This is a genomic window from Amycolatopsis sp. TRM77291 (assembly GCF_054166285.1).
In genome coordinates this window covers 6,347,414-6,370,455 of sequence record NZ_JBSZHF010000001.1, presented here as the reverse complement: position 1 = coordinate 6,370,455, position 23,042 = coordinate 6,347,414, and the positions used below count along the sequence as shown (strand labels likewise).

The window sequence follows — 23,042 nt, the reverse complement described above, 5'->3', positions numbered from 1 at the left end:
CCCGGCGAGGGGCCGGGGCCTTCGGAGTGGGGGTGGAGCGTGAGCGGCGCCGCTAGCGGCGGCTCTTGCGCAGCGAAGCGGCGAGCAGCATGACGCCGACGAAGATCGCCCCACCCGCCATGACCCACCGGAAGTCGAACTGCGGGAGCCACGAGGCGCCGTCCGAGAGGACGTACCCCGACACCAGCAGCGTCGCGATCCCGAAGATCAGGGTGAAGACGTCCACCCCTCGCTTAGCGGGCTGCGACGACTGGGTCTGCGCGTTGTCGTAGTCGTACTCAGCCACGGCGCACCTCCACGTTCCCGACACCGTTCTCGACCTTCACGGTGATCTTCTGTCCATTGGTGCCCGGCGACGTGAAGTCGACGACCTCCTCGCCGACCCCCGAGCGCGACTGTCCTAGGCAGTCGATATCGCCCGCGCCCGTCTCGCAGGAGACCTTCACTTCGGCACCCGCCGGCACGAGCACCGTCGAGTTGCCCGCCCCGTTCGAGACCTTCGTGCTCACCGACGCACCGGCGGGCAGCTTGGTCAGGTCGACATCGATGTTCCCCGCCGACCGGTGGTACTCCGGGAGCACCTCGGAGGCCTGGACGGGCGTCGCCGTCAGGTCGCCGACGCCACCCTTCACGGAGAAGTTCTCGAACGGGACCGTGGTCAGCGCCATCCCGACGATCGCCAGCGGCACCGCCAGCCCGATCAGCCCGCGGCCGCCCCGGACGAACGAACCGGCCACCAGCCCGATGCCGACCACGCCCAGCGTGAGCCCGACGACGTGCTGCGGGGTGAACCAAGCCTCGCCGTCCAGCCCCAGGACTGTGCCGACCCCGGCGACCAGCACGGCGATCCCGAAGGTCGCGGCACCGATCTTCGACTTACGACCGCGGGGCCCAGGCGGCGCGGGAGTCGGTGGGGGAGTCTGCGGCGGCAGCCCGCCGGACGGCGAAGCGTTCGGCAGATCCCAAGCGGACGGGTCGGCCGCGAGCGGGTCCCAGCCGCCCTCGGTCGCCGTCGAGGTGGAGGCCGCCGACGCCGACGCCATGGAGAACGCGGCCGTCGGATACGCCGGTGCGGGCATCGCCGGCCGGTTGAACTGCCCGCGGTTGCGGTGCAGCAGATACAGCGCGACTGCCATCAGCGCGAACCCGATCAGCCCGGTGCCGTCGGCCATCCAGCCGCCGCTCAAGGTCCAGGTGAGACCCGGGAACAGCAGGAGCAGCAGCATCACCGCGAACGCCGGCGAGCTCGACGCGCGCCCACGGCCGATCAGGCTCTCGAACGCGGAAACGGGGTCGCCCTCCTGCGGCAGGAACAGCCAGCCCAGCAGATAGACGAAGACGCCGAAACCGCCGAACACGGTCGCCGCGACCAGCGCGACCCGGACCACGGTCGGGTCGATGCCGTACCGGTAACCGATGCCCGCGGCGACACCGGCGAACTTGCGGCCGGCCACCGGGCGGACCGGCCTGCTCCGCCAGAAATCCTTGACGGTCTCCTCGAAGCCGGCCGCGGGGCCGCGCTTCGGAACCTGTGTCTCACTCCCACTCATGCCACAAAGAATGCGCCCCGGCGGGCCCCCACCACATCCGGGAACGTCCCTGAGGTTTCCCCCAGCGGGAAGAGTCAGGGGTTTCCCCGATGGATCGGTACCCCGTGGCATGTGACCATAAAGAACGTGCAGGAATCCGCCCCCAACGACCTCGCCGAACAGGTGAAGCCGACGATCATCGAGCGCCCTCCGGTGCCCGTTCCCGGCAGCCTGTCCCCGGCACCGTTCGAGCCGCCCAAGATGTACCGCCGCCGTTCCGGCCGCGCCATCGCGGGTGTCGCCGGCGGTCTCGCCGATCACCTCGGCGTCAAGGTGCTCTGGGTCCGGACGGCGTTCGCGTTGCTGGCCGCGCTGAACGGCGTCGGCCTGCTCGCCTACGGCCTTCTCTGGGTGTTCGTCCAGCAGCAATCCGGTGAAGTCGAGCCGGAGAAATCCGCGCCGAAGGAGAAGCAGCAGGCGTTCGGCCTGATGGCGCTGGGGGTCGGCCTCGCCGTCGCCAGCGGCACGCTGACCGGCCTGATCAGCGGCTGGGTCGCCATCCCGCTGGCACTGGCGATGATCGGCGCGGCCGTCGTCTGGCGTGAGGCCGACGAGTCGCAGCGCCGCCGCTGGCGCCTCGGTGCCAAGGGCGGTGTCGCCACGGCGTTCCTCGGCGGTGGTGGCTGGTCGGCGGCGATCCGCGTGGTCGCCGGCGTCGCGCTGGTGATGACCGGGATCGGCGTCGTCGTGCTGGAGAGCGGCAGCATCGACCAGGTCAAGTTCGCGCTGGTCGCCGTGATCGCGACGCTGTTCGGGGTGGCCGTGCTGACCGTCCCGTTCTGGCTGCGCCTGGTCCGCGACCTGTCCGACGAGCGCATGGCCCGCATCCGTACCGACGAACGCGCCGAGATCGCCGCGCACCTGCACGACTCTGTCCTCCAGACCCTCGCGCTGATCCAGAAGCAGGCGGATTCGCCCCGCGAGGTCGCGAGGCTCGCGCGCGGGCAGGAACGTGAGCTGCGTGGCTGGCTGTACGGGCCGTCGGGGTACGGCAAGAGCAAGAAGACCGAGGACGAGGCCGTCAGCGGCCAGCTGTCCGAAGTGCTCGCTGCCGCGTGCGGCGAGGTCGAGGACGCGTTCGCGATCTCGGTGCAGCAGGTCGTCGTGGGGGAGGCGACGCTGAACGAGCCGCTGACCGCGTTGGTCCAGGCGGCGCGCGAAGCGATCGTCAACGCCGCCAAGCACGCGGGTGTCGACGAGGTCAGCGTGTACGCCGAGGTCGAGCCGACCGCGGTGACGGTCTTCGTGCGCGATCGCGGTAAGGGGTTCGACCCCGACGTCGTGCCGAGCGATCGGCACGGGCTCGCCGATTCCATCCGGGGGCGGATGGAGCGGCACGGCGGGAAGCTCAAGCTTCGTACCGCACCGGGTGAAGGGACCGAGGTCCAGCTGGAGATGCCGGTCAAGGCGGGGAAGGGCGCGGCGTGAGGTCGCTATGCTCACGGGACAGGGCGAGCGAGGGAGCATCGTGACGGAGAACCAGCAGACGCGGGAGCCGGTCAAGGTCTTCCTCGTCGACGACCACGCGCTCTTCCGCGCGGGTGTGCGCACCGAACTGGACTCGATCACCGACGACGTCCGCGTGGTCGGCGAGGCGGGCTCGGTCGCCGAAGCGGTCGCGGGTATCGCCCGGACCAAACCGCAGGTCGTGCTGCTCGACGTGCACATGCCGGACGGCGGCGGCGCCGAGGTGCTGCGCCGGGTCCGGCCGGAACTGCCGGACGTCGTGTTCCTCGCGCTGTCGGTCTCCGACGCCGCGGAAGACGTGATCGCCGTGATCCGCGCGGGGGCGCGGGGGTACGTCACGAAGACGATCTCGTCGAAGGAGCTCGTCCGCGCCGTCGTGCGGGTCTCGGATGGGGACGCGGTGTTCTCGCCGCGGCTGGCGGGGTTCGTGCTCGACGCGTTCGCCGACCGGCCGGGTTCCGCGCCGATCAGCGACCCGGATCTCGACCTGCTGACCCCGCGCGAGCGCGACGTGCTGCGGCTGCTCGCGCGCGGGTACGCGTACAAGGAGATCGCGTCGGAGCTGTTCATCTCGGTGAAGACCGTCGAGACGCATGTGTCGAGCGTGCTGCGGAAGACGCAGCTTTCGAACCGGTACGAGCTTTCGCGCTGGGCTTCCGACCGGCGTCTCGTCTAGATGGCGCCTGTTCTCATCGGCCTGGTGGCTGTGTTCTTCCTGGGCATGGGGTTGCTCGGGCTCGCCGCGCCGAAGCGGCTGATCAGGCCGTTCGGCATTTCGCTGGAGTCGGCGACGGCGCGAACCGAGGTGCGCGCGGTGTACGGCGGCTTCGGTGTGGCTGTCGCGGTGCTGCTCGGGTTCGCGGCTTTCGACGTCGGCGGGATCCAGCGGGGCGTCGCGATCGCGGTGGCCGTCGCGCTCGGCGGGATGGCCTTCGGGCGCCTGGTCGCGCGGTTCGCGGAGCGGCCCGAGCGGTTCTATCCGAGCTGGCTCTACTTCTGGGTCGAGATCGTTCTCGTGGCCATGCTCGTCCTCGCGACCCTGGCGCCCGACCTGCGTTTAGCGGGCTAATCGCGATCCGGCGAGCCCCCAGGCCCCACCGCATCGCGATTAGCCCGCTAAACGCAGGTCAGCGGAATTCGTGGGTGACTTCGATCTTCCCGACGATGTGCGTGTTGAACTCGGCGAGGTCCTCGGCCGGGACCCACAGCTCGAGGATGCTCTTCCCGCCCGCTTGCTGGACGGGGTACCGCTCGACGAACGCGGTCTCGACCTCGAACCGCGTCACGAACCCGGCGCCGTCGTACCGAACGTTCCAGTTGCGGGCGATCTTGATCGCGTAGTCCTCGTTCAGCACCGGATAGAAGATCGGCTGCTCCGGCAGCCGCGGCGGCCACTCACGCCAGCCCGACTCGCGGACGAGGTCGAGCTCGACGGACCCGGTCGGCCGCCACAGCGTCGTCGTCTCGGTCACGGCGCGGCGTCCCCGGCGGCGGCCAAAGGGCGCTCGACCTGCGGAGTGGTAGCAAAGGTCCCTTGCTCCCGCGGGCGGAGCCTGGTCAGCGCGACCCCGCCCAGCACGACGACCATCCCGGCGATCACCCGCAGGTTCAGCGGCTCGGCCAGGAACACCGCTCCCAGCAGCACCGAAACCACCGGCAGCAGGTAGCCGACGATCGACGCCGCGACGGCGCCCTCGCTCGCGAGGAGCTGGTAGTTCAGCGCGAACGCGATCCCGGTCGACCCGATCCCCAGGATCACGACCGCGACGACCGCGCCGGTGCTCAGGTGTACCGGTTCGAAACCGCCCATCGGCATCGCGAGCAGCAGGAACCCGGTCGCCAGCAGCATCTGGCCGCCGGCCAGCGACATCGGCGAGTCGCCGGTGCCGGTGAGGTACTTGCCCTCGTAGACGAACGCGAAACCGTAGCTCGCGGCCGCCGCGAGGCACGCCAGCGCACCCCAGCTCAGCAGGCCGGACGCCTCCCACGGCGCGAAGATCAGCAGGATCCCGGCGAGCCCGACGACGAGCCCGGTGACCCGCACCGCGGTCATCTTCGTCCGCGAACCCATCATCGGAGCGGCCAGCAGCACCCACAACGGCGTCGTCGAGTTCAGCACCCCGGTGATCCCGGAGTCGACGGTCAGCTCACCCCACGCGAACAGCAGGAACGGCAGCGCGTTGTGGAAGAACGCCGCGACGGCCAGATGTCCCCAGATTGGCCGCCCCGACGGCAACCGGTCCCGGCCGAGGTAGCAGAGCCCGATCAGCACCGCCGCGCCGAGCGCCACCCGGGCCAGCACCAGCTGCACCGGCGAGAACGCGCCGAGCCCCAGTTTGATCCAGAAGAAACTCGATCCCCACATGAGAGCCAGCGCGCCGATCCGCAGCAGGGTCTTCGTCTCGCCCACCAGTCCTCCTTATGTGCCCGGCCCAGCTTCGCCGCGACGACGCGTAAGGACAAGCGAAAATAACTGCAGGCAGCCTTAAGAAGAACTGTAAGATCGGGGCATGCTGGACGTCCGCCGCATGCAGGTCCTCCGAGCCGTCATCAGTAGCGGTTCGATCACCGCCGCCGCCCGGAATCTCGGCTACACACCTTCCGCGATCAGCCAGCAATTGTCCACCCTGGAAAGGGAAGCGGGCGTCGAACTGCTCGAGCGCGTCGGCCGCGGCGTGCGGCCGACACCCGCCGGTTCACTGCTGTCCGAACACGCGGAAACGCTGAGCACCCAGCTCGCGAAGGCCGAAGCCGCGCTCACCGAACTCAAGGAAGGCCGCACGGGCAGGCTCGCGATCCGCTACTTCGCCACGGCGGGCGCCTCGCTGGTGCCCTTGGCCGTCGCCGCCCTGCGCCGGGAGTTCCCCGGTGTCCGCCTCGACCTGAAACTGGTCGAGCCCGACGATTCGATGCCCGAGATCGAGTCGGGCAAGGCCGACGTCGCGATGATCGTGCTCCCCAGCAGCACTCCCCGGATCAAAGGGGTCGAGTACGTCCACCTCCTCGACGACCCGTACCGCGCGATCCTGCCGAAGAACCACCGGCTCGCCCGCAAACGCGTCCTCGATCTCGGCGAACTCGCGGAGGATCCGTGGGTCGGCGTCGACGGCCTGCCCGGCGCCTGCCGCGACATCCTGCTCGACGCCTGCGGCGCGGCCGGATTCGCCCCGAACCACGTCGTCGAATCCGAGGATTACCAGACGGCGCAAGGGTTCGTGGCCGCCGGACTCGGTGTCGCGCTCATCCCGGAGCTCGGTCTCGGCGCCCCGCACCCCGGCGTCGCCATCCGCAAGGTCCGCCGCCCGGATCCGGTGCGGTCCATCCACGCCGCCGTGGCCGCCCACGCCAGGGAACACCCCGCGGTGCGCCGGTTCCTCGGCGCGATCCGCGAAGGGGCCGGACAGGTAAGCGGGACTGGCCGAGTGGGCACGAAAACCGGCTGAGCTTGATCAGCCGCGCCGGCGGTCGACAACCTGGCAGGGACCCCGCTGGAGAAAGGACCCCTGTGCGTCCCCTGATCGTCCTGCACGGCTCTTGGCACCAGCCCGCCCATTTCGACGACCTCGCCGGACGCCTGCGCCGGGAAGGCGCCGACGTCACCGTCCCCGACCTCGGCGGCCGTCCGATCGCCGAAACCACCCGGACCGTCCAGGAACTCGTCGACCAGGCGGCCGAACCACCGGTGGTGCTCGCGCACTCCTTCGGCGGACTGACCGCCAGCGGGCTTCAGGGGATTTCACACCTGATCTTCCTGGCCGCCATCGTCAGCGAGCCCGGGGAAACCGCTCAGTACTGGATCGAGCGGATCAAGGAGGAAACCGGACGCGAACCCGCCCAGGTGCCCTTGACCTTCGACGACAAGGGCCTGACCCATCTCGACCTGGCCACCGTCCGCGAGGCCATGTACGCCGACTGCACGGACGCCGTCGCCGAGCGGGCGACGGCGTTGCTGCGCCCGGAACCCGTCACGATCTTCGACGAGTCGCCGGAGGGTTCGGCGTGGAAGGACACCCCGAGCACGTACATCGCCTGCACCGAAGACCGGACTCTCGCCCCGGAACTCGTGGCTCACTGCGCCGCGCGCTGCGACACGACGGTGACCTGGCGGGCGAGCCACAGCCCGTACCTCAGCCGTCCGGTCGAACTGGCGACGCTGGTCCTCGAGCGGCTTTAGATCAGGAACAGTTCCGCGAACAGCACACCGATGAGTATCGCCGCCACCACGGCGCCGGCCGTGATCAGCCACTTCCGGGTGTCGGGCGACTTCGCGGTCACCGGCGCGGCGGGCGCGTACTGCTGCGCCGGCGGCGCGTACTGCGGCTGCGGCGGCTGATACTGCTGCGGCTGGTGCTGGGGGAACTGTTGCGGTGCCTGCTGCATCGGCTGCTGCGGTGCCTGTTGGATGGGCATCGGCATCGAGGCCGGAACCGTCGGCATGGCGGGCGCGGTCGGCGGGATGAACGCCGTCTGCCGCCCCTCCGTGATCGCGTTCAGCGAGCGCACCGTGTCGGCCATCGTCGGCCGCGCGTCCGGCTCCGCCCGCAACATCTTGCGCAGCGCGCCCGCCAGCGGTCCGGCGGTCTGCGGCGGCCGTTCCGAGGATTCGCCGTCTTCACCGAACGGCGGTACCCCCTCGACGGCCGTGTACAGCGTCGCGCCCAGCGAGAACACGTCGGAGGCCGAAGTCGCCGGTTCGCCGCGCGCCACCTCGGGCGCCCGGTACGCGGGGCTCGGACCGCCGCCGGTGATGCCGATGTCGGTGAGCTTCACGCCGCCGTCGTCGGCCAGCAGGACCGTGCCCGGCTCGACGGTCCGGTGCACCACCCCGGCCTCGTGCATCGCGGCCAGCGCGCGGCCGAGCACGATGCCCAGCCCGGCGGCCTGCTCCGCGGTCAGCCTGCCGTGCTCGGCGAGGAAGGTCGCCATCCCGCGGGACGGGATGTACTCCATCACCAGCCACACGTCCGGCCCGTCGGGCAGCACGTCGTACACCTTGATGGCGGTGGCGTGCTCGAACTTGGCCGCGTCCTTGCCTTCTTGGATGACGACGGCCTTGGCCTGCTCCGCCCGGTCCGGCGGCAGGCCGACCGGCAGGTACATGCGCTTCATCGCGACCGTGCGGAGCAGGCGTGTGTCGAACGCCAGCCACACGATGCCCGCCCGGCCGCGCCCGATGGGCTGGTCCAGGCGGTACCGGCCGCCGACGATGGAACCTTCAGAACTCAATTGCAGCCTCGGATCAAGTGCCGGCCGGGGTCGATGTCGGTGTATCCGTGTTCGACGGAGATGTCGGTGTGGTCGAAACCGGCGGCTTCGTCGGAGTCGTCTTCGGGGTCGACTTCGTGCTGGTCGGCCGGTCCGGTTCGTCCGTCTGGGTCGCCCTGCTCGTCGTCTTCTTCGAGGAGGTCGTTTCCTTGGGCGGCTCAGCCGACTGGGTCTCCGTCGGCGTGTCCGTCGTCTCCGGTGCCGACGACTGCGCCGACGAGCTGGGTGTCGGCTTCGTCGACGAGTTCCCCACCTGCGCGGGCGTCTCCGGGTTGTTCGGGCTCAGCAGCCAGAACCCCAGTGCGGCCAGCGCCACGACCACGACGCCACCGATGATCGCGGGCTTCTTCCACGCGCCCGGCTTCTCGTCGTCGTCCTCGTCCACCGGGCTGGTCTGCGCGCGGGTGGGCGGCGGTGGGGGCGGGTTGTCGTAATCGTCGTCGTAGGGATCGTCGTCGTAGTCGCCCGCGGGGATCGGGACGGCGCGCGTGGGCGCGGGGCCGCCGCCGGGGTGGCCGCGTTCGGCCAGCAACGCCGTCTCGTCGTAGTTGTCGTACCCGTCGTAGTCGTCTTCCGGGTAGCCCGACGCGGGCGGCTGCTGGTAGTCGTCCTCGTCGTCGTAATACGACCCGGCCGCGTCCTGCTGCTCGTCGAGGAGCGAGCCCGAGTGTCCGGCGGCTTCGCTGTCGAGCGCCTGGGTCACGCCGCCGCCGGCGAGCGCGCCCGCGATCGGGGCGGCGAGCACGGTGTCGTCCGCGGGGCCGCCCAGCGGCGTTTCACCCCGTGCGACGGCGGCGAGGAGCTCTTCGCACTCTTCGGCGGTGGGGCGGTGCCGCACTTCCGGGTGCAGCAGCACGGCCAGCACGCTGGCGAGCGGGCCGGACTGGCGCGGCGGGATGATCTGCCCGGCCGCGACCGCGTGCAGCAGGCTCAGCGTGTTCTCGCTGAGGCCGAACGGCGGCTGGCCTTCGCAGGCGGCGTAGAGGGTCGAGCCGAGCGAGAAGACGTCGGATTCCGGGCCCGGGTCGCCGCCGATGGCCACCTCGGGCGCCAGATAGGCGGGGGTCCCGGCGATCATCCCGGTCTTCGTGACCGTGACGTCGTCCTTGGCCCGCGAGATGCCGAAGTCGGTGATCTTCACGGTGCCGTTGGGCGCCAGCAGGATGTTGCCCGGTTTGATGTCCCGGTGCACGATGCCGACCGCGTGCGCCTCGGTCAGCGCCGCCGCGACCTGCGCGCCGATCCGCGCGACCTCCGTCGGCGGCAGCGTCCGCTCCTCCTGCAGCACCTGGGCGAGGCTGGTGGAGTTCAGGTACTCCATGATCAGGCACGGCTGGCCGTTGTCGTCGGTGACGACGTCGAACACCGAGATGGCGTTCGGGTGGTGCAGCCTGGCGGCGATGCGCCCCTCGCGCATCGTGCGCTGCCGGGCGTCTTCGGCGTCGTGAGCCTCAAGCCCGGGTTGCAGAAGCAACTGCTTGATCGCCACCGTGCGGCCGAGTACCTCGTCGTGCGCTTGCCACACGGCCCCCATCGCGCCCGTGCCGATCCGCCCGGCGATGCGATATCGACCGGCGACCAGGCGACCCTCGTCGCTCACGCGACCTCCCTTTGGGCTCCGTCTTCACGACGCGGAATCGTCCGCGTGCGCGGTGCGGCCTTCAGCACGCCACAGCGTTGGAGCGTATGCACATGTAGTGGTCTGTGTGCCGGCTTTTCCGAGACCGACTCGTGACAAGGCTAGGCGCTCACTCTGCGCACACACACGCGGCACACTCTGATCGCCCTGGGTGGAGGGCTGTTGCACACGCGGTGTCCGTCACATGTGCTGAGCGGACAGCAGCCGCGCGTCGGTGATCAGGCCGGAGGTCTCGTCGGCGAATTCGAGCACCTGCGTGACCCGCAGCAGGCCGCCGTCCGGGTTGCGCATGGTCACGACGGCGAGGATGGTGCCGTCGGCCTGTTCGTGGAGGTCCTGGATCTGGATGGCGTCCATCGCGCTCCACGCCTCGATCAGCTTGCCCGCCTCCGACTCGGCCAGCACCGGCGTGATCAGCGACATCGCGCCGTAAGGATCGGCATCGACGGTCTGGTAGAACTTCCGGACCGCGTCGATCTTGTCCTCGGTCGTGCTGACCGCGGCGGGCTTGACTGCGGGCTGCGAGCTGGTGCTGCTGGACGACGAGCCCTGCGGCGGGAGCGAACCCGAACCGGTGCCCGAAGACGGCTGAGGCGTCGTGCTGGTGCCCGGCGGCGCCGGGGTCTCCTGCTTCCGCTGCGGCTCGGTGGAGTCCGGGACGGCGAGCCCGCCGAGCGCGGCGGCTCCGCTCATGGCCTCGGGTGCGGCGGCACCCGGCACGGTGCCCTGCGGCTGCGCGCCGGCGAGCACGCCCGCGGTGACGACGGCGCCCGCGACCAAGAGCCCGGCGGCGACCAGGCCGGCCAGCTTGGCCCGCCGGACGGCGCGGCTCTCCGGCTCGTCCACCTCGGGTTCGGGCCGCGGCGGCCGCTCTTCGCGGGTGCGCGCGGGAACGAACTTCTGCGGCTCGCGGAAGACCTGCTCCAGGTACTCGCGGTCGACGCGGGTGTCGTTCAGGATCTCTTCAGGGATGACGTCCTCGACACGTACGGCGTCCTCACGCCGTATGCGCTGTCGATCAAGCACGAAATTCCTCGCTCTGGTCCGGGGCAGGCGCTGGGCCGTTCGGCCGACGCCTCTGGTCCGCGCGGCCGTCTTCTGAACGGTGCGGACCCTGCAGTCGTCAGGTAACCCTGTGCGGACGGTCCACGGCCAGACTCCATCGCCGGAATGCCGTCGCGATACGACGAACGGCAGCTTAGGTCACCCACCCGGACCAGGGATGACCGCTCAACGCACCGCACGTGCAGAGGAACAGGACACTTGCACGTGCGTGGTCGCCTACATGCCGTCGTCGACGATCTTGGCGTCGTCGCCGAAGGTGAACGTCCGCTGCTCCATGGTCTTCGTCCCGTCCTTGTGCGTGACCTCGACGGTGTTGACGGTGACGCCGCGGCGCTGGTCGATGCTGACCTTCTTCACTTCGAAGTAGGCGACGTCGGCGTAGCGCTCACGGAGGCCCTCCGCACCTTCTTCGCGCAGGCCGCCGGAGGTCACCGAGGACGCTTCGTGGGGGTTCGTGGTGACCGAGTTGAGGAAGAGTTCGGTGTTGTCGCCCATCGCCTGCGCGTCCTGCTGCTCCGAGTACCAGGGGGCCGGTGTGGTGGTGCGGTTGGCCGGGACGACCGGCGGCTTCTGCGGCCGGTCGCTCGACGACGGCGCGGGCCGCCCCGACGTCGCCGGCCCGCTCGAATCGGGCCGCGACGAGCCGGCCCCGGCGGTTTCGCCGTCCGAGGTGGTGCCGGAGTTGGCGGAGCTGCGGTCGTCCTTGGTGGCGGACTCGGTCTCGGATTCGGACGGGTTGCCCGCCGCGCCACCCTGCGGCGGCGTGGCCGGATGGCCGGCGACACCGTCCTGGGTCAGCGGGCTGCCGCCGCGGTATCCGGGCCAGCCGCCTTGGCTCTGCTGCTCCGGGAGAGGTTTACCGACCAGGTACGAACCGGCGAAGAGCAGTCCGACCACGACGAGCGCGGAAGCCGCCGCCGCGAACCATGCGGCCTTGCGCCAGGTCTTGGGCGGGGTCACCGACGCGGGCACCGAACCGAGGTCGAAGGTGCTCAGGCCGTCGACCGGCGGGGCGAGGTAGACGCGGACGTCGTCGGTTTCGTCGACCTCCACCGGCTCGGGACGGCGGGGAGCGGGGGCGGTCAGCGTCACCTTCGTGCGCTGCGCGACCTTCGCGGTCCGTTCCCCGGCGGGGGGCGGGACCGGTTCGGTGAAGGAGACCTCGACGCGCACCGGAACCTCGCGAGCGGGCTGGGGGAGCGGCAGACGGCCGCTCGATGGGGCGTAGCCGGGGCTCGGCGCCCTCCTGTCCCGCGGTGGCGGAAGGGGAAGGGAACCGGTGGAGGGCGGGGCGAACTCACGGTGCGCGTGATGGCCGTGCCCGGTGGGTCGCTGCCGCCTCGGCGGCACGGCCGGAGTCCAGCCTTCGGCGCCGCCCGCCCGGTGGCGGCCCGCTTGCGTGGCGCCGTCCCGTCCCTGGTGTTCCGCCCAGCCGTTCATATCCGAGCGACCCCCTCACAGGCCGGCCCTGACGGCGATGTGACGCCGGTTAAGCCGAACGGAGCAGCGGGTTCACGGGATCCCTCGCTTGCAGACTCCCAAGCACTCTCGTGAGCAAATGCACGCGCATACGACTGGGGGCGCGCGGGGCCATCGCCCCCGCGCGCCATGCGGGCATCGCCCGACCCAGACGCAAGGGTCCACACGAGGTCCACACTAAAAGTTCGACACCCGCAAGTCTTCACCCACTCTGCAAGTTGCAGATGTTTCACTCGGTCGGGCGCGGCCGAACGGGCCTCGGTGACGTTACGGAGTGCTATCGGCGCTGGTGAAGCCGGTTCAGTTGCCGCTGCGGTACTTCTGCTGGGTCGATTGCAGGGCTTTCGTGGCGGTGATCCCGCTACCCGCTGCAAGCAGAATGGCGATGATGTCGAGCGTCGTTCCCCCACTCGTGAGCAGCCAGGCGAAAAGCGAGGCGGCGGTGGTACCCGCTGCGATCGGCCAGCGCGTTTTGACGTACTGGGCGATGGGGGTGCCGCCCGCGCGCTTACCCGCCGCGTTGTTCAGCATGGCGAGATAACCGAGATGGCCCAATGCCGCGAGGACACCGGCGATCGCGATGATCACGGCGATGAGGTTAATCATGTGTCCAGTTTGCCCTGTCCCGCGCCGTCATGGCTCGGGGAACACCCTGAGTTCCGCCTCACGGCACAGGATCGTGACGTCGCCGGATCGCGTTCAGCCCGCTGAACGCGATCCCGGCGCGCCGCGAGGGAGCAAGGGACCTTTGCTACCACCTACCGCCCCAGCCTGCCCCGCCCGAGGTTGAGCAGCGCCATCGCCAGCTGCCGTCCCTCCGGTCCGAGCTCGCGGTAGCGCGCCAGCACGTCCATCTCGCGGTTGTAGACGATCCTGGTGCCGCCGGCGGCCATCCGGGCCGCACCGATCGTCTTGGAGACTTCGACGCGGCGTTTGACCAGCCGCAGGATCTCGCCGTCGAGGAAGTCGATCTCCTTGCGGAGCTCGCCGATCTCTTCGGCGGTGGCGGTGGGTTCTTCGGCGTCGGGCTTCTGTGTGGTGTTCATCGGGACCTTTCTTCGGTCCGGATTCCCATGCTGGCCCCCGGAACAGCGTAAAGCCCCGGGGTCCGTGGACTCCGGGGCTTCGGGTGATGGCATTTCGGCACTATGCGATCACGGGAGCCGGAGTCCGGGTCCCGTAAAAAAATCGCGTCGCGTGGTGCCGCATGCCGCTCATTATGCCACAGCGACGCCGTCCTCCGGCTTGAAGCGGCGGCGTGCTCCGCGGACGCGGGCGTGCACGAGGACACTCATCGCCAGCCAGAACATCGGCATCGCGGGCCAGAAGAACGGCACCCCCGAAGCCGTCCAGCGGACGATCAGCAGCACCGAAAGCACCACGGCGACCGCGAGATGGGTCCGCACCGCCGGATGCCCGAAGGCGACCGGGCGCCGCTTCGGCACGGGTTTCGGCAGATCCGACATGAGCGCGACGAGATCGTCGGTGTATTTGGCGGAATACACAGCGCTCAGCCGGTCTTCCACTTCTTCGAGAGTGAGACGGCCTTCACCGCCGGCGGCCTGGATGCGGGTGGCCACCCGCTCGCGGTCGACGTCGGCGGCCCTGAGCCGGGAGGGAATTCCGTTGGTGTCCATGACGACCGATCCTCCGCCGCGAACACCGCTCGCGCGTCGGACGGCAGGCGGCAACATCGCCTACGCCCGGCGCTGTAGCGTGGACCGGCGATGAACACCCTCTTCGATCTCCCAGCGGACGGTCCGGCCAAGTCCCGGCACTCGGACCTGCTCGACGACCTGAACCCGGCGCAGCGCGAGGCCGTGACCCATGCGGGCTCGCCGCTGCTCGTCGTCGCGGGCGCCGGTTCCGGCAAGACCCGGGTGCTGACCCGGCGGATCGCGTACCTGCTGGCCGAACGGGACGTGCACCCCGGCCAGATCATGGCGATCACGTTCACCAACAAGGCGGCCGCGGAGATGCGGGAGCGGGTGAGCGACCTCGTCGGCCGCCGCGCGAACGCCATGTGGGTGTCGACGTTCCACTCCATGTGCGTGCGGATCCTGCGCCGTGAGGCCAAAACGCTGGAGATGTCGTCGAGTTTCTCCATCTACGACTCGGACGACACGAAGCGGCTCATCACCCTCGTCGCCCGGGATCTCGACATCGACCCGAAGAAGTACGCGGCGCGCACGCTGGCCGTGCACATCTCGAACCTCAAGAACGAGCTGATCGATCCGGAGACGGCGGTCGCCGACGCGGGCAACGACCTGGAACGCCGCGTCGCCGAGGTCTACGTCGAGTACCAGCGGCGGCTGAACCAGGCCAACGCGTTCGACTTCGACGACCTCATCATGCGGACGGTCGAACTCCTGCAGCGATACCCGGACGTCGCCGAGTACTACCGGCGGCGGTTCCGGCACGTGCTGGTCGACGAGTACCAGGACACGAACCACGCGCAGTACACGCTGGTCCGCGAACTGGTCGGTACCGAGGCGAACGAGGCCGGGATCGAGCCCGCCGAACTCTGCGTCGTGGGTGACGCGGACCAGTCGATCTACGCCTTCCGCGGCGCGACGATCCGCAACATCGAGGAATTCGAGCGCGACTTCCCGAACGCGCGGACCGTGCTGCTGGAACAGAACTACCGCTCGACCCAGACGATCCTGAACGCGGCGAACGCGGTCATCGCGCGAAACCCCAACAGGCGCGCCAAGCGGCTGTGGACCGATTCCGGTGACGGCGAGAAGATCGTCGGCTACGTCGCGGACAACGAGCACGACGAAGCGGCGTTCGTCGCGGGCGAGATCGACGCGCTGGCGGACAAGGGCGAAGCGGACTACTCCGACGTCGCGGTCTTCTACCGCACCAACAACCAGTCCCGGGTCTTCGAAGAGATCTTCATTCGCCTCGGCCTGCCGTACAAGGTCGTCGGCGGGGTGCGGTTCTACGAGCGGCGCGAGGTCCGCGACATGCTCGCGTACCTGAGGGTGCTGGCGAACCCGGAGGACACGGTCAGCCTGCGCCGTATCCTCAACGTCCCCAAACGGGGCATCGGCGACCGCGCCGAAGCGGTCATCGCGACGTACGCCGAGCGCGAGCGCATCTCGTTCGCGCAGGCGTTGCGCGGTGCCGTCAATGGCGAGGTACCGCTGCTGAACCCGCGCTCCGCCAAGGCGATCACCGGTTTCGTCGAGCTGATGGACGAGCTCGGCGAGGTCGTCGAGAGCGGCGCGGAGGTCGCCGACATCCTCGAAGCGGTGCTGGAGCGCACGGGCTACCGCACGGAACTCGAGGAATCCGAAGACCCGCAGGACGCGTCGCGGGTGGAGAACCTGACGGAACTCGTCACCGTCGCGCGGGAGTTCACCGAATTCACCACCGAGGTCGCCGGTCCGGAGGGCGAACTGCCGGAGGCCGAGCCGGGTGTGCCGGAGCCGGGCTCGCTGCCCGCGTTCCTGGAGCGGGTCTCCCTGGTGGCCGACGCGGATTCGGTCCCGTCGCCCGACGGCGGCGAAGACGGCGAGGGGCACGACGCGGGCGTGGTCACGCTGATGACCGTGCACACCGCGAAAGGCCTCGAATACCCGGTCGTCTTCGGGACGGGTTGGGAAGACGGGATCTTCCCGCATATGCGCGCGCTCGGTGACCCGACCGAGCTGGCCGAAGAGCGCCGGCTCGCCTACGTCGCGATCACGCGGGCGAGGAAGAGGCTGTACGTCTCCCGTTCGATGGTGCGCTCCGCCTGGGGCCAGCCGCAGATGAACCCGGCCTCGCGCTTCCTCGACGAGCTTCCCGCCGACCTGGTCGATTGGCGCAGGCTCGCGCCTTCCTCGTCCTCCGGCGGTTTCGGTTCGTCGGGTGGATCGCCGCGGGCCGCGACGACCTGGGGGAGCCGCGGCGGTGGCTCGCCGGCGTCGAGGACGGCGAGCACGAGCCCGTTCGGCAAGGGCTGGAAGGACACCGTCGCGCTCAAACTGGACGTCGGCGACAGGGTCAGCCACGACAAGTACGGGCTCGGGACCGTCGTCGCCTGTGACGGCGCGGGCCCGCGGGCCACGGCGACGATCGACTTCGGCGCCGCCGGCAAGGTCCGGCTGATGCTCATCGGCAGCGTCCCGATGGTCAAACTCTAGCTCTGACCTGCGGTTTCTTCGCCGCTCGCGAAAACTGTCGGACCCTTCCCGTATACCTGTGCCATCGAACACGAGTTCGATGCGCTGGGGTAGGCTGGACGAGCCGGTGTACCCCGATCAGGAGGAGGGGGCGCACCGGTGTGGACGGGGTCTTGTTTGGGGTTCTCTCGAGTGGGGTACTCGAGTATCTGCGGGGTGTTGAAGAAGGGGCGGGGACGGATCGGGGTCCGGAACCGCCGGAAGTGCTCAGGCTGGTCGCGGCCTGGCGCGCGTTACTGCGGACGCACGAACCGGACGGGGCCGGACGGTGCGTCGTATGCGGGCACGCGCGGCGATGGCTGTTCGGGCCGCGGCCAGCCGGGTGCCGAACTCTTCCTCGGGGACTTTTCGCCCGATGGCGGCCGGACGAACCTGGCCCGGCCGGTCTCTGCACGGTTTGGCAGATCGCCGTGGGGTACTTCGTCCGGAAGCTGCCCGACGGCGTCACGTGAGGGCTCTGGGGCCCCGGAAGACCACGCATGCTCCGGGCCCGATCGCCTACGACGCTTCCCGTTGTCCTTGAAGCCGTTGTCTTCTCAAGGGGAAGCGGAGGTCTTGAAGGCGCGCCAGAGCGTCGTCGCCCGGCGCGCCCTCTACGCGAGCGGAGTCACCGATGTGGTGGAAAGGTGCCGCGTCGTAAGGAAAGCGGAGGCTCGATCAGCCGACGCTCACGCCACGGGCGGCGAGCCACGGGCGCGGGTCGATCTTCTTCGTGCCGTTCTGCCAGACCTCGAAGTGCAGGTGCGGGCCGGTGCTCTGACCACGGTTGCCGACCTCGGCGATCTCCTCGCCGCACTTGACCTTCTGGCCTTCGCGGACGGAGAACGAGTTCATGTGGCCGTAGACGTGGATGGTGCCGTCGGCGAGCTGGACCTTGACCCAGAGGCCGAAACCACTGGCCGGGCCGGCTTCGATGACCGTGCCGTCGGAGGCCGCGACGATCGGCGTGCCGATCGGGGCCGCGATGTCGATGCCGAGGTGGCTCGTGCCCCACCGGGCGCCGAAGCCCGAGGTGAAGGTGCCCTTGGCAGGCATGCAGGTCTTGGGGCGCTTGGCCTCTTCTTCGGCCTTGCGGGCCGCTTCGGCCTCACGCTTGACCCGGGCCTGGGTGATGCTGTTGTTCTCCGAGAGCTTCTGGGCTTCGGCGGAGGCGTTCGTCGACTGGCTCGTCGGCAGCAGCTCGGGTGCGCCACCACCGGCTCCGCCACCGAGGGCGAACGAGGCGCTCGCGTCCTGGGTGCTGGCCAGCGGCGTGACGGCGGCGTCGGAGGATTCCGAAACGGACTTCAGGGTCTGCCCGGCAGCGGCGGCCGCGAAGGCGCCGGCAGCGACGGCTGCGACCACGACACGACCGCGAAGGGCCGAGGACGGGGGTGACAGGCGGTGCGAGCCCCGGACGCGGACGACCGCACCATCCAGTGCGTTCTCGAGCGCCGGGGAAGGAGCTTGGCCGCCGGGGGAGCGGTGTGAAGCCAAGACGGGGCCTTCCGTGTTCGGGGAGTCGGATCAAGAGCCCGGGCGGGGGATCCCGGTGAAGAACCTCGGGGGTGGTTCGTTCGGTGCTCTCATTCGTGATCTGACTGTAATGGGGACCCCGGGACAGTAACGAAGCGGCACCCCCAACAGCAAGATCTGGCGGCGCTCTCGGCCGATCGGGCGACGGCGATCTGGCCGTTGTCCAGTGAGGATTACCCAAAGTTAGAGCAGGTTTACTCACAACCGTGTGACTTGCGTTACAAGATCAGAGGGCCGTTCGGGGGTACCGGAGGGCCGGAAAGGAGGCAAACGAGGGAAATAAGCGGTTGCCCGACGGTGTTGAAGGAGGTTTACCCGGACTAGGCCGTCTCAACCCTTCTTCAAGGGCCGGCCGAGCGCCGATGGGACCCAGGGCGTCCCCTGCTGCCGGGCCGCGCCGACCCCGGCTTGCTAGCGTCGCCGTCGATGACTTCGCGCTCACGGCACCCTGGCGACTCCGCCGGGCAAGCCGTCCCCGGTACCGCGTCCGCCGAACTTCTCCGGAGCGAACCGGGCTCCCGCCCGCGAGCGCTCATGCTGTCGGCGGGGTTGGTGTCGGCCGGTGCGGTCGCGCTGGCGGCCGGCGCGCTGCTGCCCGTCATCCAGGGCGGTTCGCCTGGTTTCACCGCCGCTCCTCTGCTGGTCGTGCTGGCCTTGGCGCCCGCGGCGGCCGTGCTCTACGCGGCGGTCACCGGACGCTCGGGGCTCACGGCGGGCCTGGTGCTCGGGCTCACCGCGCTCGCGCCCGGACGGCTGCTGCTGGATCTGCAGCTGCTCGCCGACGGCTCCCTCGCCGCGCGCCCGGAACTGTTCCTCGCCGACAGGCTGCTCGCGCTGCCTCCGGCGGGACCGGGGCTGTGGTCGCTGGTGGCGGGCCATCTGCTCACGCTCGCGGCCGGCGCGTTCGCCGCCGGGGCCGCCCGCGACGAGGCGGAACTGGCGGGCGAACTCGACGGACGGCGCCGCTGGCGGCTGCTCGGGCCAGTGATCGGTGTGGCGGGCGGGGTCGGCCTGCTCCTCGCGCCGTTCGGTTCGGGCAACGCGTACCTGCTGGCCAAGAACGCCTTCGAGGGCCCGACCGTCGCGATGGCCGGATACCTGTTGCTCGCGGCCTTGCTGCCGCTGACCGCGCTCGTGGCGGTGAGTTCGTCCTCGGCCGAGGTCGGCAAGGGCGGATTCGCCGGAGCGGGGCTGGCCGCGCTCGCGGTCGGTGGCCCGCCCGTGATCGCGGGACTGGTCGTGGACCGGCTTTCGGTCGCGCCGGGTTCGGTGGTCGTGACCGTCGCGGGCCTGGCGCTGGTGGGGCTGGCCTTCACCCGGTTCGACGTCGCGGATACGGGCGAGGCCGTCACCGGGGACATGGCGGGCGAGGCCAAGCTGCCGGGGCTGTTCTGGTGGCGGCTGACCACCGGCGGCCTGGCGCTGCTCGCCGCCGCGGCCGCGGCGGTGGGTGCGCTGGCCCCGGTGCTGAAGGCCAATGGTCCGACGCCGGTACCCGAGACACCGGCGCGCTGGCTGCTGCTCGGCGCCGCGGTCGTGCTCGCCGTGCCCGCGCTGTTCGTCTTCGTGCCGCGGCTCTCGGCGTTCGCCAGGGGAGTCGTCGCGGCCACGTGGGCGGGTGTCGTCCTCGCGGGCGCGGCGGTGCTGAGCGCGGCCCTGTCCGTGACCGAGGACAAAGCGGCGGACCCGGCGCTGTTCGGCGTCGACCTGCCGGTGCCGTTGCCGGACAAGGTCGGCTTTTCGGCGGGCCCCGGCGTCACGTGGACGTTCATCGCGCTCGTGCTGGCGGCCGTGGCCGCGCTCGCCGCGGTGATCACCGGCGTCGTGGAGCGTGACGTCTCCGACGATGACGACAACGCGGAACTGGACACCGGCCTCGACGGAACGCGGGCCGGCGGGAACGTGCTCACCCCGCTCGTCGCGGCGGCGGTACTGGCGATCGCCGCGTTCGGCACGCCGGTGTTCACCGCGCCCGGGTACACCGCTCCCGGGCTGTGGTCGGACTTCGGCGCGGCGTCGTGGGGCCTGCTCGGCGCGCTCACGGTCGTCCTCGGCCTGTACGCGCTGGTTCCGCGCTCCCGGCCGGCCGCGGCGGCTTCCGCCTTGGCTGGGGCCGCGCTGGTGCTCGGCCTGCGCGCGGCGGAACTCCCGCTCGTCGGCTCGGAGTACGACGGCTCGTCGGCCGGGATCGGGTTCTGGCTGGCGCTGGCCAGCGCCGTCGTCACCCTTGTCACGGCCGGGATGGCCGTCGCGGGCGCACGGCGGTCCGGATGACGCGCCGTCTTCTCCGGGTCGTGCTGGCCGAGTTCGACGTCGAGGAAGGCGCGGCGGTCGCTCTCGCGCGGCTGCTGCGTGACGACGGCGTCGAGGTGGTCTACGCCGGGCGTCTCGACACGGTCGACCAAATGGCCAGAACGGTCGAGCAGGAGGATCCGGACATCCTCGGTGTCCTGTGCGGCGCGAGCGAACCCGAGGGCCTGGCCGACGCCGTCCCCGGAGTCCTCCTCTTCGCGGTCGGTAACGGCCCGAGCGGGTTCGGGAACGCCTTCGAAAGCCTGGAAAACGCGGCGAACTGGGTCTCCGGTGTGCGGTCTCACACCGTGGAAACACCGTCTGACCGCGTACGGTGACCGACTTCACCAGGTGCGGAGTCCCCTGCTTCTACGCAGGTCGCTAACCTCGACTGGTCCGACAGCGCGGTCCGGCAACGGACCACCACAGTGGCGTGTCGTCAGGAGACTGGAGTAGTGGACCTCTACGAATACCAGGCGAGGGATCTCTTCGCCGCCCACGGAGTACCGGTTCTGCCGGGTGCCGTGGCAAACACCCCCGAAGAAGCCAAGGCCACCGCCGAGAAGATCGGCAACCAGGTCGTCATCAAGGCCCAGGTCAAGACCGGCGGCCGCGGCAAGGCGGGCGGCGTCAAGCTGGCCCAGACGCCGGATGAGGCCGCCGAGAAGGCCGAGGCGATCCTCGGCCTGGACATCAAGGGCCACATCACGCGTCGCGTGCTGGTGGCCGAAGCCTCGGACATTTCCGAGGAGTACTACTTCTCCTTCCTGCTGGACCGTGCGAACCGCACCTTCCTCGCGATGGCTTCCGCCGAAGGCGGCGTGGAGATCGAGCAGCTGGCCGTCGAGCGTCCCGAAGCGCTCGCGAAGATCCCGGTCGACGCGATCGCCGGTGTCGACAAGGCGAAGGCCGTCGAGATCCTGACCGCGGGCAAGTTCCCGGAGAAGGTCGTCGACGAGGCCGCCGACGTCGTCGTGAAGCTCTGGGAGACCTTCGTCTCCGAGGACGCCACGCTGGTCGAGGTCAACCCGCTGGTCCGTGATCCGCAGGACAAGATCATCGCCCTCGACGGCAAGGTCACCCTCGACGAGAACGCCTCGTTCCGTCAGCCGGGCCACGAGGCCCTGGTCGACAAGGACGCGGAGAACCCGCTCGAGGCGAAGGCCAAGGCCAAGGACCTCAACTACGTCAAGCTCGACGGCGAGGTCGGCATCATCGGCAACGGCGCGGGCCTCGTGATGTCCACGCTGGATGTCGTGGCGTACGCGGGCGAGAAGCACGGCGGCGTCAAGCCCGCCAACTTCCTCGACATCGGCGGCGGCGCTTCGGCCGAGGTCATGGCGGCCGGTCTGGACGTCATCCTCAACGACACCGACGTGAAGAGCGTCTTCGTCAACGTCTTCGGCGGCATCACCGCTTGTGACGCGGTCGCGAACGGCATCGTCGAAGCGCTGAAGATCCTGGGCGACGAGGCCACCAAGCCGCTCGTCGTGCGGCTGGACGGCAACAACGTCGTCGAGGGACGTCAGATCCTTGCCGACGCGAACCACCCGCTCGTCACCGTGGTGGACACAATGGACAACGCGGCCGACAAGGCCGCCGAGCTCGCCGCGGCAGGTGCGTGAGATGTCGATCTTCATCAACGAGAACAGCAAGGTCATCGTCCAGGGGCTCACCGGCTCCGAGGGCATGAAGCACGCGACCAAGATGCTGAAGTCCGGCACGAACATCGTGGGTGGCGTCAACGCCCGCAAGGCCGGCCAGACCGTCTCCATCGAGGGCAAGGACCTCACCGTGTTCGGCACGGTCGAGGAGGCCATCAAGGAGACCGGCGCCGACGTTTCGGTCATCTTCGTGCCGCCGAAGTTCGCCAAGGACGCGGTCATCGAGGCGATCGACGCCGAGATCCCGCTCGCCGTGGTGATCACCGAGGGCATCCCGGTGCACGACTCCGCCTACTTCTGGGCGCACGCCGTCGCGACCGGCAACAAGACCCGCATCATCGGGCCGAACTGCCCCGGCGTGATCAGCCCCGGCAAGTCGAACGCGGGCATCATCCCGGCCGACATCACCGGTGCCGGCCCGATCGGTCTCGTGTCGAAGTCGGGCACGCTGACCTACCAGATGATGTACGAGCTGCGTGACATCGGTTTCTCGACCGGTGTCGGCATCGGCGGCGACCCGGTCATCGGCACCACGCACATCGACGCCCTCGAGGCGTTCGAGGCCGACCCCGAGACCAAGGTCATCGTGATGATCGGCGAGATCGGCGGCGACGCCGAAGAGCGCGCCGCGGCCTACATCAAGGACAACGTGACGAAGCCGGTCGTCGGCTACGTCGCGGGCTTCACCGCGCCCGAGGGCAAGACCATGGGCCACGCCGGCGCCATCGTCTCCGGTTCCTCCGGCACGGCCGCCGCCAAGAAGGAGGCCCTCGAGGCCGCCGGCGTCAAGGTCGGGAAGACCCCGAGCGAGACCGCCGTCCTGGCGCGCGAGCTGTACAACAGCCTCTGATCTCCGGAGACTGACGCTTTCCCCGGCGGGGGGGGGGGGGGGGGC

General features: G+C 70.0%; 22 protein-coding genes. 10 read left to right on the top strand and 12 right to left on the bottom strand.

Going from position 1 to position 23,042, the window contains the following annotated elements; all coding sequences use genetic code 11:
• Nucleotides 1–52: 52 nt before the first annotated feature.
• Both ACXIZN_RS29385 and ACXIZN_RS29380 read right to left on the bottom strand, forming a co-directional pair.
• The gene (locus ACXIZN_RS29385; RefSeq protein ID WP_457958268.1) at nt 53–286 is read right to left on the bottom strand and encodes a hypothetical protein; all 234 of its coding nucleotides are present in this window, start codon (nt 284–286) and stop codon (nt 53–55) included.
• On the bottom strand, nt 279–1,550 hold the full coding sequence (locus tag ACXIZN_RS29380) for a PspC domain-containing protein (RefSeq protein ID WP_457958266.1): 1,272 nt from the start codon (nt 1,548–1,550) through the stop codon (nt 279–281). Before ACXIZN_RS29380 ends, ACXIZN_RS29385 begins: the two co-directional genes overlap by 8 nt.
• A gap of 111 nt (nt 1,551–1,661) precedes the next feature.
• Here ACXIZN_RS29380 and ACXIZN_RS29375 point away from each other — a divergent pair, with 111 nt between their 5' ends.
• The 3 genes from ACXIZN_RS29375 to ACXIZN_RS29365 are packed head-to-tail and all read left to right on the top strand — an operon-like array spanning nt 1,662 to nt 4,125.
• Nucleotides 1,662–3,017 (top strand): PspC domain-containing protein, encoded by a 1,356-nt coding sequence (locus tag ACXIZN_RS29375; protein WP_457958264.1) that lies wholly within the window; start codon nt 1,662–1,664, stop codon nt 3,015–3,017.
• Between the two features lie 7 nt (nt 3,018–3,024).
• The gene (locus ACXIZN_RS29370) at nt 3,025–3,732 is read left to right on the top strand and encodes a response regulator (RefSeq protein WP_085939730.1); all 708 of its coding nucleotides are present in this window, start codon (nt 3,025–3,027) and stop codon (nt 3,730–3,732) included.
• Nucleotides 3,733–4,125 carry a DUF4345 domain-containing protein gene (locus ACXIZN_RS29365; RefSeq protein WP_457958263.1) on the top strand — a complete coding sequence of 131 codons (393 nt, stop codon included), beginning with the start codon at nt 3,733–3,735 and terminating at the stop codon, nt 4,123–4,125. It begins immediately after the preceding gene.
• A gap of 58 nt (nt 4,126–4,183) precedes the next feature.
• Here ACXIZN_RS29365 and ACXIZN_RS29360 read toward each other — a convergent pair whose 3' ends face one another.
• Together ACXIZN_RS29360 and ACXIZN_RS29355 are read right to left on the bottom strand one after the other, a co-directional pair.
• Nucleotides 4,184–4,528 (bottom strand): hypothetical protein, encoded by a 345-nt coding sequence (locus ACXIZN_RS29360; RefSeq protein WP_457958261.1) that lies wholly within the window; start codon nt 4,526–4,528, stop codon nt 4,184–4,186.
• Nucleotides 4,525–5,466 (bottom strand): DMT family transporter, encoded by a 942-nt coding sequence (locus ACXIZN_RS29355; protein WP_457958259.1) that lies wholly within the window; start codon nt 5,464–5,466, stop codon nt 4,525–4,527. The genes ACXIZN_RS29360 and ACXIZN_RS29355 overlap by 4 nt, the downstream gene beginning before the upstream one ends.
• Before the next feature lie 100 nt (nt 5,467–5,566).
• Between ACXIZN_RS29355 and ACXIZN_RS29350 the strand changes: the two genes are divergently transcribed.
• Together ACXIZN_RS29350 and ACXIZN_RS29345 are read left to right on the top strand one after the other, a co-directional pair.
• The gene (locus ACXIZN_RS29350; protein ID WP_126736635.1) at nt 5,567–6,499 is read left to right on the top strand and encodes a LysR family transcriptional regulator; all 933 of its coding nucleotides are present in this window, start codon (nt 5,567–5,569) and stop codon (nt 6,497–6,499) included.
• A 62-nt stretch (nt 6,500–6,561) separates the two neighbouring features.
• On the top strand, nt 6,562–7,230 hold the full coding sequence (locus ACXIZN_RS29345; RefSeq protein ID WP_457958257.1) for a lipase family alpha/beta hydrolase: 669 nt from the start codon (nt 6,562–6,564) through the stop codon (nt 7,228–7,230).
• Here the strand turns inward: ACXIZN_RS29345 and ACXIZN_RS29340 are convergent.
• The 7 genes from ACXIZN_RS29340 to ACXIZN_RS29310 all read right to left on the bottom strand — a co-directional run bounded on the left by ACXIZN_RS29340 (nt 7,227) and on the right by ACXIZN_RS29310 (nt 14,141).
• On the bottom strand, nt 7,227–8,282 hold the full coding sequence (locus ACXIZN_RS29340) for a serine/threonine-protein kinase (protein ID WP_457958255.1): 1,056 nt from the start codon (nt 8,280–8,282) through the stop codon (nt 7,227–7,229). The genes ACXIZN_RS29345 and ACXIZN_RS29340 overlap by 4 nt on opposite strands.
• A gap of 13 nt (nt 8,283–8,295) precedes the next feature.
• Entirely contained in the window at nt 8,296–9,921 is a 1,626-nt protein-coding gene (locus ACXIZN_RS29335) for a serine/threonine-protein kinase (RefSeq protein ID WP_457958254.1), read from the bottom strand.
• A 219-nt stretch (nt 9,922–10,140) separates the two neighbouring features.
• Complete coding sequence (locus ACXIZN_RS29330; protein WP_457958252.1) at nt 10,141–10,986, bottom strand: hypothetical protein; 846 nt, start codon at nt 10,984–10,986, stop codon at nt 10,141–10,143.
• A gap of 255 nt (nt 10,987–11,241) precedes the next feature.
• Nucleotides 11,242–12,465 carry a hypothetical protein gene (locus ACXIZN_RS29325; protein WP_457958251.1) on the bottom strand — a complete coding sequence of 408 codons (1,224 nt, stop codon included), beginning with the start codon at nt 12,463–12,465 and terminating at the stop codon, nt 11,242–11,244.
• A gap of 339 nt (nt 12,466–12,804) precedes the next feature.
• Nucleotides 12,805–13,110: a hypothetical protein gene (locus ACXIZN_RS29320; protein WP_126736640.1), complete on the bottom strand. Its 306-nt coding sequence runs from the start codon at nt 13,108–13,110 to the stop codon at nt 12,805–12,807.
• Between the two features lie 152 nt (nt 13,111–13,262).
• Nucleotides 13,263–13,550, bottom strand: coding sequence for a chorismate mutase (locus tag ACXIZN_RS29315; RefSeq protein WP_016331191.1), 288 nt, complete (start codon nt 13,548–13,550; stop codon nt 13,263–13,265).
• A gap of 171 nt (nt 13,551–13,721) precedes the next feature.
• Nucleotides 13,722–14,141: a DUF1707 SHOCT-like domain-containing protein gene (locus tag ACXIZN_RS29310; protein ID WP_457958249.1), complete on the bottom strand. Its 420-nt coding sequence runs from the start codon at nt 14,139–14,141 to the stop codon at nt 13,722–13,724.
• Nucleotides 14,142–14,231: 90 nt separating this feature from the next.
• On the opposite strand from ACXIZN_RS29310, the gene pcrA reads away from it, so the two are divergent.
• Nucleotides 14,232–16,637, top strand: a complete 2,406-nt coding sequence (pcrA, locus tag ACXIZN_RS29305; protein WP_457958247.1) for a DNA helicase PcrA — start codon at nt 14,232–14,234, stop codon at nt 16,635–16,637.
• Nucleotides 16,638–17,333: 696 nt separating this feature from the next.
• Here pcrA and ACXIZN_RS29300 read toward each other — a convergent pair.
• Nucleotides 17,334–18,020, bottom strand: coding sequence for a M23 family metallopeptidase (locus ACXIZN_RS29300; protein WP_126736643.1), 687 nt, complete (start codon nt 18,018–18,020; stop codon nt 17,334–17,336).
• A 597-nt stretch (nt 18,021–18,617) separates the two neighbouring features.
• On the opposite strand from ACXIZN_RS29300, the gene ACXIZN_RS29295 reads away from it, so the two are divergent.
• The 4 genes from ACXIZN_RS29295 (at nt 18,618) to sucD (ending at nt 22,997) form a co-directional block, all read left to right on the top strand.
• The gene (locus tag ACXIZN_RS29295) at nt 18,618–20,465 is read left to right on the top strand and encodes a hypothetical protein (protein ID WP_457958245.1); all 1,848 of its coding nucleotides are present in this window, start codon (nt 18,618–18,620) and stop codon (nt 20,463–20,465) included.
• Nucleotides 20,462–20,821: a hypothetical protein gene (locus ACXIZN_RS29290; protein ID WP_457958244.1), complete on the top strand. Its 360-nt coding sequence runs from the start codon at nt 20,462–20,464 to the stop codon at nt 20,819–20,821. Before ACXIZN_RS29295 ends, ACXIZN_RS29290 begins: the two co-directional genes overlap by 4 nt.
• Nucleotides 20,822–20,938: 117 nt before the next feature.
• A complete protein-coding gene (gene sucC / locus ACXIZN_RS29285; protein ID WP_126736646.1) occupies nt 20,939–22,108 on the top strand; it encodes an ADP-forming succinate--CoA ligase subunit beta in 1,170 nt (389 codons plus the stop codon).
• Between the two features lies 1 nt (nt 22,109).
• Nucleotides 22,110–22,997 carry a succinate--CoA ligase subunit alpha gene (sucD, locus tag ACXIZN_RS29280; protein WP_005165134.1) on the top strand — a complete coding sequence of 296 codons (888 nt, stop codon included), beginning with the start codon at nt 22,110–22,112 and terminating at the stop codon, nt 22,995–22,997.
• Nucleotides 22,998–23,042 lie beyond the last annotated feature (45 nt).

Excerpts from the sequence above, each read along its gene's own strand:
- ACXIZN_RS29380 (WP_457958266.1), bottom strand. The coding sequence starts at position 1,550 with ATGAGTGGGAGTGAGACACAGGTTCCGAAGCGCGGCCCCGCGGCCGGC.
- ACXIZN_RS29370 (WP_085939730.1), top strand. The coding sequence starts at position 3,025 with ATGCTCACGGGACAGGGCGAGCGAGGGAGCATCGTGACGGAGAACCAG.
- ACXIZN_RS29365 (WP_457958263.1), top strand. The coding sequence starts at position 3,733 with ATGGCGCCTGTTCTCATCGGCCTGGTGGCTGTGTTCTTCCTGGGCATG.
- ACXIZN_RS29350 (WP_126736635.1), top strand. The coding sequence starts at position 5,567 with ATGCTGGACGTCCGCCGCATGCAGGTCCTCCGAGCCGTCATCAGTAGC.
- ACXIZN_RS29325 (WP_457958251.1), bottom strand. The coding sequence starts at position 12,465 with ATGAACGGCTGGGCGGAACACCAGGGACGGGACGGCGCCACGCAAGCG.
- ACXIZN_RS29320 (WP_126736640.1), bottom strand. The coding sequence starts at position 13,110 with ATGATTAACCTCATCGCCGTGATCATCGCGATCGCCGGTGTCCTCGCG.
- ACXIZN_RS29315 (WP_016331191.1), bottom strand. The coding sequence starts at position 13,550 with ATGAACACCACACAGAAGCCCGACGCCGAAGAACCCACCGCCACCGCC.
- ACXIZN_RS29310 (WP_457958249.1), bottom strand. The coding sequence starts at position 14,141 with ATGGACACCAACGGAATTCCCTCCCGGCTCAGGGCCGCCGACGTCGAC.
- pcrA (WP_457958247.1), top strand. The coding sequence starts at position 14,232 with ATGAACACCCTCTTCGATCTCCCAGCGGACGGTCCGGCCAAGTCCCGG.
- ACXIZN_RS29295 (WP_457958245.1), top strand. The coding sequence starts at position 18,618 with ATGACTTCGCGCTCACGGCACCCTGGCGACTCCGCCGGGCAAGCCGTC.
- ACXIZN_RS29290 (WP_457958244.1), top strand. The coding sequence starts at position 20,462 with ATGACGCGCCGTCTTCTCCGGGTCGTGCTGGCCGAGTTCGACGTCGAG.
- sucD (WP_005165134.1), top strand. The coding sequence starts at position 22,110 with ATGTCGATCTTCATCAACGAGAACAGCAAGGTCATCGTCCAGGGGCTC.